The organism is Reichenbachiella sp. (genome assembly GCF_039941815.1).
In the GTDB taxonomy this organism is placed as follows: Bacteria; Bacteroidota; Bacteroidia; order Cytophagales; family Cyclobacteriaceae; genus Reichenbachiella.
In genome coordinates, this window is record NZ_JBDVDW010000050.1 from 141,840 (window position 1) to 155,019 (window position 13,180).

General features: G+C 39.2%; 15 protein-coding genes. 8 read left to right on the forward strand and 7 right to left on the reverse strand.

Annotation, left to right across the window (positions count from 1 at the left end):
- Positions 1–68: 68 nt before the first annotated feature.
- Both ABJF11_RS11445 and ABJF11_RS11450 read left to right on the forward strand, forming a co-directional pair.
- Complete coding sequence (locus ABJF11_RS11445) at positions 69–1,067, forward strand: NAD(P)-dependent oxidoreductase (protein WP_348119989.1); 999 nt, start codon at positions 69–71, stop codon at positions 1,065–1,067.
- Between the two features lie 18 nt (positions 1,068–1,085).
- Positions 1,086–2,405, forward strand: coding sequence for an inositol-3-phosphate synthase (locus ABJF11_RS11450; RefSeq protein ID WP_348119990.1), 1,320 nt, complete (start codon positions 1,086–1,088; stop codon positions 2,403–2,405).
- A gap of 60 nt (positions 2,406–2,465) precedes the next feature.
- Here the strand turns inward: ABJF11_RS11450 and ABJF11_RS11455 are convergent, their stop codons facing one another.
- Genes ABJF11_RS11455 through rsfS form a run of 7 tightly spaced genes read right to left on the reverse strand, consistent with a single transcriptional unit; the run spans position 2,466 to position 8,795 of the window.
- Positions 2,466–3,488 carry an NAD-binding protein gene (locus ABJF11_RS11455; protein WP_348119991.1) on the reverse strand — a complete coding sequence of 341 codons (1,023 nt, stop codon included), beginning with the start codon at positions 3,486–3,488 and terminating at the stop codon, positions 2,466–2,468.
- A gap of 4 nt (positions 3,489–3,492) precedes the next feature.
- The gene (locus ABJF11_RS11460) at positions 3,493–4,209 is read right to left on the reverse strand and encodes a DUF6048 family protein (RefSeq protein WP_348119992.1); all 717 of its coding nucleotides are present in this window, start codon (positions 4,207–4,209) and stop codon (positions 3,493–3,495) included.
- On the reverse strand, positions 4,184–4,627 hold the full coding sequence (locus tag ABJF11_RS11465; RefSeq protein ID WP_348119993.1) for a DUF6452 family protein: 444 nt from the start codon (positions 4,625–4,627) through the stop codon (positions 4,184–4,186). Before ABJF11_RS11465 ends, ABJF11_RS11460 begins: the two co-directional genes overlap by 26 nt.
- 35 nt (positions 4,628–4,662) lie before the next feature.
- Positions 4,663–5,469 carry a hypothetical protein gene (locus tag ABJF11_RS11470; RefSeq protein ID WP_348119994.1) on the reverse strand — a complete coding sequence of 269 codons (807 nt, stop codon included), beginning with the start codon at positions 5,467–5,469 and terminating at the stop codon, positions 4,663–4,665.
- Positions 5,459–6,235 (reverse strand): UDP-2,3-diacylglucosamine diphosphatase, encoded by a 777-nt coding sequence (locus tag ABJF11_RS11475; protein WP_348119995.1) that lies wholly within the window; start codon positions 6,233–6,235, stop codon positions 5,459–5,461. Before ABJF11_RS11475 ends, ABJF11_RS11470 begins: the two co-directional genes overlap by 11 nt.
- Before the next feature lie 42 nt (positions 6,236–6,277).
- On the reverse strand, positions 6,278–8,374 hold the full coding sequence (ftsH, locus tag ABJF11_RS11480) for an ATP-dependent zinc metalloprotease FtsH (RefSeq protein ID WP_348119996.1): 2,097 nt from the start codon (positions 8,372–8,374) through the stop codon (positions 6,278–6,280).
- 49 nt (positions 8,375–8,423) lie between these two features.
- On the reverse strand, positions 8,424–8,795 hold the full coding sequence (gene rsfS, locus ABJF11_RS11485; protein WP_348119997.1) for a ribosome silencing factor: 372 nt from the start codon (positions 8,793–8,795) through the stop codon (positions 8,424–8,426).
- A gap of 40 nt (positions 8,796–8,835) precedes the next feature.
- Between rsfS and ABJF11_RS11490 the strand changes: the two genes are divergently transcribed.
- From ABJF11_RS11490 to nadD, 6 genes are all read left to right on the forward strand, one after another.
- Complete coding sequence (locus ABJF11_RS11490; RefSeq protein WP_348119998.1) at positions 8,836–9,591, forward strand: biotin--[acetyl-CoA-carboxylase] ligase; 756 nt, start codon at positions 8,836–8,838, stop codon at positions 9,589–9,591.
- 70 nt (positions 9,592–9,661) lie between these two features.
- Positions 9,662–10,963, forward strand: coding sequence for an adenosylhomocysteinase (gene ahcY / locus ABJF11_RS11495; RefSeq protein ID WP_348119999.1), 1,302 nt, complete (start codon positions 9,662–9,664; stop codon positions 10,961–10,963).
- A gap of 179 nt (positions 10,964–11,142) precedes the next feature.
- Entirely contained in the window at positions 11,143–11,721 is a 579-nt protein-coding gene (locus ABJF11_RS11500) for a sigma-70 family RNA polymerase sigma factor (protein WP_348120000.1), read from the forward strand.
- Positions 11,722–11,741: 20 nt separating this feature from the next.
- Positions 11,742–12,017: a zf-HC2 domain-containing protein gene (locus ABJF11_RS11505; RefSeq protein ID WP_348120001.1), complete on the forward strand. Its 276-nt coding sequence runs from the start codon at positions 11,742–11,744 to the stop codon at positions 12,015–12,017.
- Positions 12,018–12,020: 3 nt separating this feature from the next.
- A complete protein-coding gene (gmk, locus tag ABJF11_RS11510; protein WP_348120002.1) occupies positions 12,021–12,590 on the forward strand; it encodes a guanylate kinase in 570 nt (189 codons plus the stop codon).
- A 16-nt stretch (positions 12,591–12,606) separates the two neighbouring features.
- On the forward strand, positions 12,607–13,179 hold the full coding sequence (nadD, locus tag ABJF11_RS11515) for a nicotinate (nicotinamide) nucleotide adenylyltransferase (protein ID WP_348120003.1): 573 nt from the start codon (positions 12,607–12,609) through the stop codon (positions 13,177–13,179).
- Position 13,180: the final 1 nt, after the last annotated feature.

The window sequence follows — 13,180 nt, forward strand, 5'->3', positions numbered from 1 at the left end:
AGTTTGAATTATTCAGGCTTTACTTATTCAAATGACCAAGATCGGTTTTTTCCAGATTTAATGTAGCGATGAACATACTGATTACAGGTGCCACTGGATTTATTGGTAAGTTTTTGGTGGAATATGCCTTAGATGAAAAATTCAATGTCTTCGCCGCCGTTAGGAAAACCAGTAATCGATCAAGCCTTATGGGCATGGATATTAGTTTTGTACAGCTAGAATTGTCCTCTCTTGAATCATTAAAGATTCAACTCAACAGTTTTGTGGATATACATGGATCTATTGATTACGTGATTCATAATGCCGGTATTACAAAATCAACAAATAATGACGACTACGACACAGTAAACTTCGACTACACCGTGAATTTGATTCAAGCTTTAGAGTCAACTAATCAACGCATCTCAAAATTTGTCTTTGTGAGTAGCCTGGCTGCCTCAGCACCAGGAATTGATGATCAGATGATAAAAATTGATGCTGATGGAGATCCTGTTTCTGCCTATGGATGGAGTAAGAAAAAAGCAGAGCTGTATATAGAAGAAAAATGTAGTTTACCTTATGTAATTTTGCGCCCACCACCAGTATTTGGTCCAGGAGATAAAGACATGTTTCCGGTATTCGATCTGGTGAACAAAAACCTTGAACTATATGTAGGGGGTAAACTGCAATTGTTGTCCTTCATATATGTAAAGGATCTTGCCAGAGGGATTGTGAAAGCCACAGTGTCCTCGGTGAAAAATAAAAAATATTTTTTATCAGATAATGGACAGTATGACAACATGAAGTTCAACAATCTGATCAAGCATTGCTTAAATAAGAAAACATTAAAAATAAAACTACCACTATTCGTAGTCTACATTGTGGCTTTTTTCTCTGAGATTTATACCAGAATTACAGGAAACTTGTCTCAATTAAATATTGAAAAAATAAAGGAACTCAAATGCTCAAACTGGATGTGTGACTCCAGAGATTTCTACAAAGATTTGGCTTTGGAGCCAAATTATACACTTAGTGAAGGAATCCAGGAAACCATCGACTGGTATAAAAAGGAGCATTGGTTAAAATAGCGTTAAAATAGATTATAGATGTCAGACAAAATTACAATTCAGGAGCCTAAAGGAAAGCTAGGCATTCTTACCCCAGGAATGGGTGCGGTATCCACTACCTTCATGGCAGGCGTACTGAGTATCAGAAAAGGTTTATCTGATCCGATTGGATCTCTAACCCAGATGGGAACTATCCGATTGGGAAAAAGAACTGAAAACAGAAACCCATTGATTAAGGATTTCATTCCAATTGCACCTCTGGAAAATGTTGTGCTCGGAGGATGGGACGTCTTCGAAGACAATGCTTATGAAGCAGCCATGCATGCTAAAGTGTTGGACAAAGATTTGCTCAACGACCTGAAAGATGAATTGGAACAAATCAAACCAATGAAAGCTGTCTTCGACAAAGAATATGTGAAGAGACTTGAAGGCACCCACATCAAAACAGGATACGCCAACAAAATGGAGTTGGCAGAGGCCTTGATGGAGGATATGCGCAAATTCAAAGAAGAGAATGGATGTGAGCGTTTGGTAATGGTTTGGTGTGGTTCTACTGAAATCTACATAGAGGAAGGCGAAGTCCATTCTACTATTGAGAAGCTAGAAGAAGGAATGAGAAACAACCACCCAGATATTGCTCCAAGTATGATCTATGCCTACGCAGCAGTAAAAATGGGTATTCCATATGCTAACGGTGCGCCTAACCTCTCATGTGATGTGGACGCCATCGTAGAACTTGCAAAGCAAACTGGTGCCCCAATCGCAGGTAAAGATTTCAAAACGGGTCAGACACTGATGAAAACCATCCTTGCACCTGGACTAAAAGCTAGATCACTTGGTATCGACGGTTGGTTCTCTACCAATATTCTTGGAAATAGAGATGGTGAAGTTTTGGATGACCCTGATAACTTTAAAACTAAGGAGGTATCCAAGCTTGGTGTACTTGAAGAAGTACTAGAGCCAGAATTACACCCTAAGCTTTATGGCAATCTATATCACAAAGTAAGAATCAACTACTATCCACCAAGAGGTGATGATAAGGAAGGTTGGGACAACATCGATATTAAAGGATGGCTAGGCTATAAAATGCAGATCAAAGTAGATTTCTTATGTAAGGACTCTATTTTGGCAGCGCCTTTGGTATTGGATCTGGCATTGTTCCTTGATTTGGCATCAAGAGCCAGCATGAAAGGTGGAATTCAGGAATGGCTATCATTCTATCTGAAGTCACCTCAAGCGGCCAAAGGATTGAAGCCACAGCATGATATTTTTGTTCAGCTTATGAAGCTGAAAAATACACTCAGGTATCTGGCAGGAGAAGATTTGATTACTAATCTTGGGCTGGATTATTACGATTGATAGTCTATCGTAACCAAAAGGTTATAAAATCCCAGTTGAAATTATTCAATTGGGATTTTTTTATTTTAGAAAGTGCTTCCTGAAGGTCTCCACCGCTGAATTCTCACCTACTATGACTAGTACCACATTGGGTTCTACCAAAACTTTTGAAGAAGGGTTGAATTCTAATTTTCCCTCAGTATTATTGAGTCCCACCACCGTGACACCAGAAATGTTTCTAATATCCATAGACTCTATACTTAAGTCTCGAAATTCAGTCTTCAGGTCTTCATATTTGACCTCTTCGAGACACAATCCATTCTCGTTGGTGCCAGACAACTGATCCAAATACTCTATCACGAACGGTTTCGTAATGTGTTGTGCCATATGAAGGCCTCCAATGGCATCCGGCATGATAACATGGCTAGCTCCAGCCTGTTTTAGTTTTTTGATTGAATTCTCTTCCGAAGCTCTTGATATCACTCGAACTTTCGAGTTGAGTTCCTTTACGGTCAGGGTCAAATATACATTCTCAGCATCGCTAGGCAAGGTGGTGATCAACGCCTCTGCCCTATGAATTCCGGCTTCTTCTAACACTTCCTCATGTGTAGGGTCTCCTAGGATAAACTTATATTTTTTTGTGTTTTGAATAGTGTCGAGAAGTTGATCATCTCTATCAACTACCACAAAGTCGATATTTTGACTCCTAAGTTCTTCGCAGGCTTTGCTGCCATTTCTTCCAAAACCGCAAATGATTATGTGATCTTTCATTTTTCTTACTTCTTTACCAAAGGCATATTTTTTGTAAAGCCTGTTGAGCTCTCCTTCGAAGAGGTAGGTGGAAAATACCGAAACTACATACGCAAATACCATTAAGTTGAAAATGATATAAATGCTTGTAAACAACCTTCCTTCATTAGACAATGGATAAACCTCGTTAAATCCTACGGTGGAGAAGGTGATCACTGCCATATAAAAGGACTCTATCCAACTAAATCCTTCGATCCAATAAAACCCAATGGTACCCGTCAGTAAAGATATTATCAGCAATAGTATGCTGAAAATCAATTTTTTAAATATTATTAATTGTTCTGACAAAAGCATTCAATCAGCTTTTTTCTGGCCTTGGGACATTCTCCGGTTCTTCGGCCCTTCGAATCGGGCGTTTAGGAACCGGCTTGTTTCTAAATCTCAATTTATAGATTAAATAGTAATTAAACCCGAATCGACTCCCCTTATCCGCTTCTCCATAACCAGGAATCTCATAAGGGAATAGCTCTCCATTTCCAGTCAATGCTTTTGAGAATTTAAATCTAACCGTATACCCCAAATAAACAGGGCCTGCTATTTTAACATTTATTCCCACATTGGCCTCAAACCAACGGGCACTCATATTGTCATTCTTGTAATCGATTGTAGTCCCACCCCAACCCGCATCAGACTGGTCATAGTTAATTTGATCATTGAACGAACTTCTTGCATACATTAATCCGAAAAAAATGCTACTCCGGTGTAGGTTGTATGGCATCAGATTGACTTGAGGGCCTATTCTGAAAAAACTTCCCTCAGAAGTGTAGGTATAATTGTCACCACCCAGCTTGAACTTATCCACACCAAATTCTCCTGTCAGGTAAAACTGATGAAAATCAATTTTTGAATGAAATTCCAATCGCGTTTCATCAGTAAAAAATGTCTTACCTAGATCAATTATATCTGCAGCAAAAAGAATTTCGGAAGGTTTATAGTCCTTCTTTAATTCTTGACTCCAGCTCATCGTGCAGTTAAGCACCAGAATTAAACTAGCGGTATACTTTAATATTTTCATCGATTGAAACGTCTATAGTTGTCGAACTCAGCTCGTGGGTAAACGAGGAGCCTATTACCTCGAGCTCATCATAATAAAAAGACGGACTACAGGATTCTGATATCCATCGAAGCTCTTTGGAATAACCCAATGACAAAGTATCTTCATCTGTGCTACCTATAAACACATATGTCACTGTAGAATTATCAGGATTCAGTGCAACTGCAAAACTCGACAATGAATCTTCTGAGGTATAGAAGGTGCTGTCAGATGATCTTTCTCTAATCTGTACAAACTTGAGAAATAACTCACTTGAATCCTCTATATCATAAAAATTGACAAACACTGTATTGCTTCCGAGATCGAGGTTGCAATCAGGCTCTTCAGAGCAAGCCCATAGCAATAGCAATCCACAAAAAAGCACTATTAAATCACGCATGTCAACTACAATAATTCAACTGATATTAAACCCTATTATTCGGCGCTAAGATACTTATATATATCGAATCCATTATCGGTTGAGACTAGCAAACGATTGCCCGAAAACCGAATTTTTCCAGTGGACACTACCGGCAGCGCTATGGTCTTATTTAGAGTTTTGTACAAATGAATAAATTTAATGAATCCGTCTTGAGCATAATAGAGATAGTCCTTGGTAAAACCAACATCACTTAGCCCTAAAACTGGTAAACCATATAGATGATTTCCTATATTATCGAAGACTTGAATCCCAGTGATTTTGTCGATGAGGTAAAGTCGATTTTGATGCGTATGAAAGGATTGTATATCGGCTTGTTGTTCGTCAAGTATTCTTGCTAACGTTTTTTTTTCAAGTACTCTATTGTTACTCAAGTCGATAAGTTTGAGCGAAAAGTTTGACACATCCAAAACCCAAATCGAGGGCTGTATATTGAGTGTGATTTCTTCAACATAGCCAACATCATAATCCGTCAGCCTATACTTCACAGGAGAAGACAAGTACCTATCCAAAATCACCAACTCCTGAAGGTTATCATAAAACAGGTATACTTTGAGCTGTGTCCCCGCAGACATATCATGAATTTTCGCAAATTGGACTGGAGCATATTCTAGAATCAAATTGCCCATTGCATCATATTTAGAAACAGTGCCATGAAAATCTGCGATATATATATTACCTAATTGATCGAACTCAATATGATCAATATTGGCATGTTCAACTTTTTTCAACAACGCCCATGATTGCCCCATTGAAGTATTTGTCGAGATGGCAAACAATAGACAAACAATGCTAGCTTTCATCTGAGAAATCTCTAAGTTTTACATCGGCGCCGTCATATTCGGCGTAAGTGCAGGCGTTGAACCATTCGCCCAGATTCAAATAAGTTGCTGTGGAATTCAGCTCATGTTTACCAGCGATATGTCGGTGTCCATATATATAATAATTATGTGTGTCGTGTTTCTCAACTTCTCTACTATGGATGATAAGCCATTCTTCCTCTCCATGAAATGTCAACGGGGTGCTCATCTGTGCTAGTCTACTGCCCTTTGACCATTTTTTGGCAAGCGCTATTCCTAAATCTGGGTGCAACCATCTGAACATCCACTGGCAAAGTGGGTTTGTGAATATTTTCTTGTAGAATTTGAATTTGGAATCGCCTGGACCTAAACCATCACCATGTGCAAGGTAAAATCGCTTACCCCCAAGCTGAAAGGATACTGGTCGTTTTATTATTTCAACCCCAATCTCTTGTGTCAAATAATCTCCCAGCCACAAATCATGATTCCCTGTAAAAAGATAAATGTTGATTCCTTGATCAGTTAGTTCTGCTAGTTTGCCCAACAACCGATTGTATCCTTTCGGTATAGCTTCTTTGTATTCGAACCAAAAATCGAAAGTATCCCCTAAAAGAAATATGGATTGGGCATCAGTAGAAATTTGATCCAGCCAGCGCACAATCTTGATTTCTCTCTGTTTGGATTGAGCAGGGTCAGGCACACCCAAATGAAAATCACTGGCAAAGTAAATTTTCTTACCTTTCTCTATTTCAGCGAAACGAGTATTCATCAAAAAAAAAGGGGCTATTAATCATAGCCCCAATTTATTCTATTATTTAGAATCTTCTGTCGTTTCTTCGAGATTCTCAGCGGATTCTGAGGTCTTCTCATCCTCATTCTCAACTTCTGATTTAATTTCTGATTTGAGTTCCTCTATTGCCTTCTCATTTTTTTCTTCCTCGACTCCTTTAGGGCCAAGCGAACCGTTAGTAAATGCCTCATAATTGGTATCTTTTGCGAATGGTCGTTTTCCAATCAGGCCTTCCAGGTCAGCCTGAAAGATGATCTCTTTCTCCAAAAGCTCCAGAGCTATGATTTCCAATTTATCTCTCTTATCTATGAGCAATTTCTTGGTTCTCTCATAAGCTTGATCTACAATGCTCTTAACTTCTTTGTCTATAAGCTCCGCCGTGGCTTCAGAATACGGTTTGTTGAAATTGTATTCTGACTGCTTCGAATCATAGAAAGATATATTTCCGATCGCGGCATTCATACCATATACAGTCACAATGCTATAAGCCATTTTAGTTATTCGCTCCAAATCACTCAGCGCTCCGGTTGATATTTTGCCAAAGACAATCTCCTCGGCCACTCTACCTCCCAGTGCCATGCACATTTCGTCTAAAAGCTGCTCAGTCTGATGTAAATGCTGCTCTTTTGGTAAGTATTGTGCATAACCCAAAGCGGCATAACCACGAGGGACAATACTAACCTTCACCAACGGATCAGCATGCTCCAAGTACCAGCCGGCCACAGCATGACCCGCTTCATGATATGCTACTATTTTCTTTTCTTCTGGTGAGATAATTTTGCTTCTTTTCTCTAACCCACCTATTACTCTATCAATCGCATCCTGAAAGTCTTTCAGGTCTACGGCTTTTTTATCTTTTCTGGCTGCTATCAATGCTGCCTCATTACATACATTGGCAATCTCCGCTCCAGCGAAACCTGGAGTTTGTGCTGCCAACTTTCTGGAGTCTACATTTTTATCACTTTTGATTGGACCCAAGTGCACCTTGAATATAGCATCTCTACCTACTATATCGGGTTTGTCAATACTAATTTGTCTATCAAATCTTCCTGGTCTGAGCAAGGCCGAATCCAATACATCAGGTCTGTTCGTTGCTGCCAAGATTATTACCCCAGAATCGGTGGAGAATCCATCCATTTCTACCAGCAATGAATTCAGCGTGTTTTCTCTTTCGTCATTAGAGCCTGGCATTTGCCCTTTTCCTCTAGATCGTCCAATGGCATCGATCTCGTCGATAAAAACGATACAAGGTGCCTTCTCCTTTGCCTGCTTAAATAAGTCTCTAACTCTAGCCGCGCCTACACCTACAAACATTTCCACAAAGTCTGATCCTGATAGGGTGAAAAATGGTACGGCTGCTTCACCAGCCACGGCCTTTGCGAGCAACGTTTTTCCTGTTCCGGGAGGGCCTACAAGTAAAGCGCCTTTTGGAATTTTGCCACCCAATTTGGTGAATTTTGAAGGATTCTTAAGAAAATCAACAATTTCCTTTACCTCTTCTTTTGCTTCATCAAGACCAGCTACGTTGTCAAACGTGATTTTTACTTTGTTCTCTGCATCGAACAATGCAGCCTTTGATTTACCAATATTAAAAATTTGACCCCCAGGTCCGCCGCCGCCTGTCATCCTTCTCATCAATAGCCAAAAGCCGAGTATGATAATGATGAAAAAACCAGAGTTTAAAAAGATATGAGTATAGTCAGATCGGTCATCTACCAAATAATCATAATCATTTCCTGGCTTTAGCTGAGCGTCCAAGCTAAGCTTCTTTCTATCGAAAATATCCAGACTTTCAATTTTGAAGAAATACTGAGGTCCATTCGCCTGCACGCCGAATCGATTTTGTTTTTCAAGATGAGCCTTATATTTACTGTTTTGAAGTGCCTCCTCCTTTAATGTGACTTCTACAATTTTTTGATTGCTGATCAATACGACTTGCTTTACATCGTTGCTGAGCACCATTTGCTCAAATCTTTTAAAAGATATCTCGACTGCAGAGCTGTTGTTTGAAAAGTACGTAATGCCAAAAATAAATGCCATTAACCCCAAGATCACCCAAATTTGATAATTGGGTTTATTGGGCTGGTTCACACTATTCTTTCTCGGTTTATCCGCCATTATTTATTGTTTATGAAATTTTGTTTAACGCCTTGTTGCTGATTAAGTTTTAATCTCCAATAGAAGTGATGGTTGCATCTCCCCAAAGCTTCTCCAGAGAATAAAATTCTCTTCGATCTGCCCTGAAAATGTGAACTACCACGTTGGCATAGTCCATCAAAATCCATTCCTTATTTTCTTTTCCTTCCTTTCTCCAGGGATTATCAGCAGTGGCTTTATATACTTCTTCTTCTACGGAGTCAGAAATGGCATCAATTTGTGTGTCTGAAGTGCCCGAACAAATAACAAAAAAATCAGCCACGGCATTTCCTATGCTCGTCAAATCCATCAGCACTACATCAGAAGCCTTCTTTTCCAACATTCCCTTCACCACCGCGTCGCTCAATACTTTAGAATTTCGAGCTTCCTTTATTTCTGTCATGCTTTGTCTCTAAATTTACCACAAAATTAACCAATTTAAGTTGCATAAATTCTTTGCCAAACCGCATTTCCTTGGAAAAAAGGTAATTTATCTGTCACATTGTCACTCAACTAATGAAACGGCAGCTGCTCTCCTAAAGGAAAAACCTCAAATAGAAGGTACAACCGTCATTACTAACCATCAGACAAACGGTAAAGGTCAGCGGGGTAGTACATGGGAATCAGAGGCTGGAAAAAATGCCACATTTTCAGTTATACTTAAACCGAGTATGGTTGCTGCCAATCAGCAATTTCAATTGCATCTGATTACCACTTTGGCCATCCATGCAGCCTTGTTTCCGTTTCTGGGTAAAAAATTGAAAATCAAGTGGCCAAACGACATTTATTATGGTGATCGAAAACTCGGCGGTATTCTCATCGAGAATTCTCTCAAAGGTCACGCCATAGAAGCTTCTATAGTTGGTATTGGGCTGAATGTCAATCAAAAAACTTTTAATGAACCAAAGGCAATTTCTTTGACAGAAATTGTGGGTGACGAATTTGAAGTAAATGAATTGATCGAACAAATACTGATACAATTGGAGAAAACTTATCTTGTACTGAGAAGTGGGGATATGAAAAAACTGAAGTCACAATATTTACGAAGACTGTATAGATACATGTCCAAAGCCAATTATGAAATTCCTGGCAGAACAGTGAAAGGTACAATTGTCGGGGTAACAGATAGCGGACATCTTCAATTAAAAGAAGATGAAGTTACTCATGAATTTGATTTCAAGGAAGTGAGTTATAGGTGAACCAAATTGAAGGTTTTTTCGTCATGATTTTATCCGTTAACTTTGCGCACGCAAATAGAAAAATATTAAAATGATAGATACAGCATCAAAATTCAAAGTAAAAGACATTAACCTAGCCGATTGGGGCCGAAAAGAGATCAAACTAGCGGAGGCAGAAATGCCTGGTTTGATGTCTCTAAGAAAAGAATATGGAGAGAGCAAACCTTTGGCAGGAGCCAGAATTGCGGGATGTCTTCACATGACTATCCAAACAGCTGTCCTTATCGAGACACTTATCGAATTGGGTGCAGATGTAACCTGGTCCTCTTGTAACATATTTTCAACTCAAGATCATGCCGCTGCGGCCATTGCCAAAGCCGATATCCCAGTTTTTGCATGGAAAGGAATGAATGATCAAGAATTTGATTGGTGTATCGAACAAACTCTTTTTGCATTTGAAGATGGCAAACCATTAAATATGATCCTTGACGATGGTGGAGACCTGACCAATATGGTTTTGGATAGATATCCAGAATTAGTGAAAGACATCAAAGGGTTGTCTGAGGAGACTACCACTGGTGTACACCGACTGCAAGAAAGAGAAGAAAATGGAACACTTCCTATGCCAGCCATCAATGTCAATGACTCTGTGACCAAGTCAAAGTTTGACAACAAATATGGATGTAAAGAATCTTTGGTTGATGCCATAAGAAGAGCAACAGATGTGATGATGGCAGGTAAAGTAGCCGTGGTCGCAGGGTACGGTGACGTAGGAAAAGGTTCTGCCGCATCTCTTCAAGGTGCAGGAGCACGAGTCATTGTCACAGAAATCGATCCTATTTGTGCGCTACAAGCAGCAATGGACGGTTTTGAAGTGAAGAAAATGGACAATGCTGTGGCAGAGGCTGACATAGTCGTAACCACCACTGGTAACAAAGATATCATCCTGGGTCGTCACTTCGAACAAATGAAAGACAAGGCTATCGTATGTAACATCGGGCACTTCGACAATGAAATTGATGTAGCTTGGTTGAACGAAAATGCTGCCAAAATGGAAATCAAGCCACAGGTAGATCTCTATGACCTGAATGGCAAGGAGATCATCCTACTTGCAGAAGGTAGACTTGTAAATCTAGGATGTGCAACCGGACACCCTTCTTTCGTAATGTCCAATTCATTTACTAACCAGACCTTGGCCCAAATCGAACTTTGGACAAACGGCGATGCTTATGAAAACAAAGTCTATATGCTACCTAAACATCTCGATGAAAAAGTAGCCAGACTTCACTTATCTAAAATTGGAGTTGAATTAGATGTACTAAGTGAGGAACAGGCAGAATATATCGGAGTAACTGTAGAAGGACCTTTCAAACCAGAATATTACCGATACTAAACAATTAGATTAAAAAACTGAAAGGCCGTCTAAAGCTGCATTTAAGGCATTTAGACGGTCTTTTCTATGTAGTGTCGTCGTTTAACTGTTCAAAAAATTTATTAACTCAACAAAACCGTATAAATTTAAGAACGTAGGATTGTGTGTTCATACATATATTTGGACATCAATCAAGACCAATGGAAGAATCGTCAACCAAGAACAACTATTCCGACAGTATAAAGGATAAAATCTTCAATGAGGAGTTTATGCCTAATATACATGCTATGTACAACTTTGCACATCGGCTCACTTATGATGAAGATGATGCCAAAGATTTGGTACAAGACACCTTCATGAAATCGTATCGTTTTATTAATTCCTTTCATCAAGGAACTAATGCCAAAGCCTGGCTGTTCAGAATCATGAAAAACAGCTTCATTAACGACTTTAGGAAGAAAAGTAAACAACCTGCCAAAGTCGATTATCAAGAAGTGGAGGGTTACTACAATTCTGAGGGCACTCAGAAGTCTGTAACCACAGATTTGAGAATCGATACTGTAAAAAACCTAATTGGTGACGAAATATCAAATGCGTTGAGCGCATTGGATGTCGATTTCCGAACTGTGATTATTCTTTGTGATCTGGAAGGCTTTACCTACGAAGAAATGGCCAAAATCCTGGACATTCCCATAGGCACTGTTCGGTCCAGGCTACATAGAGCAAGAAATTTGTTGAAAGAAAAATTGCAATCTTATGCACAAAGCATGGGATATTAATATTTAAATTTGCGGCGATTGTGAGCTTAAAAAAATTGGTGCTGGAAATGAAACTCCGAACGGGCATGGCAAAATGCACGGAGTACTTGGATTTGATCCAATCTGTAGTGGATGGAGAAGCCAGTAGATCTCAGGAAGTTTATTTGAAAAGGCATTTGAGCATGTGTTTGAAATGCCTTGAAAAATATAATCTTGACCAAGAACTTAAGAAAGTTTTGCAATTGAAATTGGCAAGCCAGGAGGTTCCAGAGGGACTTGCTGACGCCATAAAAATGAAAATCGCAAAATCAGCTTAGTACATGCAAAAAGGCAAAGCCATTATTTTTTCGGCTCCCTCCGGATCCGGTAAAACCACTATAGTCAAACACATCCTATCCAAGTTTCCTGAAATAGAATTTTCAATTTCTGCCTCAACCCGAGATCGCCGAGGAAGGTCAGAAACCAATGGAAAGGATTATCACTTTCTAAGTCCTGAAGAGTTTAAAACTAAAATCGACAAAAATGAATTCATAGAGTGGGAAGAAGTCTATGAGGGCAATTTTTATGGTACATTAAAATCAGAGATTGACCGAATATGGGCGAAAGGGCATCATGTGATTTTTGATGTAGATGTAAAAGGAGGTATAAGTCTCAAAGAGTATTTTGGAGATGAAGCGTTGTCTATTTTTGTAAAAGTCCGGGACATGGATGTACTGGCCGAGCGACTTAAAGATAGAGGTACAGAAGACGATGACAGTCTATCTCGAAGATTATATAAAGCCAAGTTTGAAATGTCATTTGAAGACAAATTTGATATCACCCTGGTCAATGACAAACTTGAAGATTCTCTTATTCATGCGGAACAGATGATTACTGATTTTTTGAAATAAGAACTACATTAGACTTATGAAAGTCGGACTTTTTTTTGGCTCATTCAATCCTATTCATATTGGTCATATGATTATAGCTCAGACGATGTTGGATTGTGGTCGTATAGATGAGCTTTGGTTTGTAGTAAGTCCACAAAATCCATTCAAAAAAAACAACAACCTTCTACACGAATTCGACCGATTGGACATGGTGGAGGCCGCCATTGCTAGCCAGCCTAAATTTAGAACATGTGACATTGAGTTTCATTTGCCACGGCCTAGTTATACTGCTCATACTCTTGCCGTATTGAGCGAGAAATTTCCGGAAAAGGAATTTTCCCTTATCATCGGCGGAGATAACCTGGCCTCATTTCACAAATGGAAAAACTATCAAACTATCCTCGAGCATCATGATTTGCTAGTATACCCGAGACCAAATGGTGAAGCTCCAAAAATTAAGAGTTCAAATCGGATACATTTTGTTGAGGCTCCATTATTAGACATTTCCGCCACATTTATCCGCGATAAAATAAAAAAAGGACACTCGATTAAATACCTAGTGCCCAATGAGGTCGAAAACTTTATTGATGGAAAGAAATTCTATCAATAGT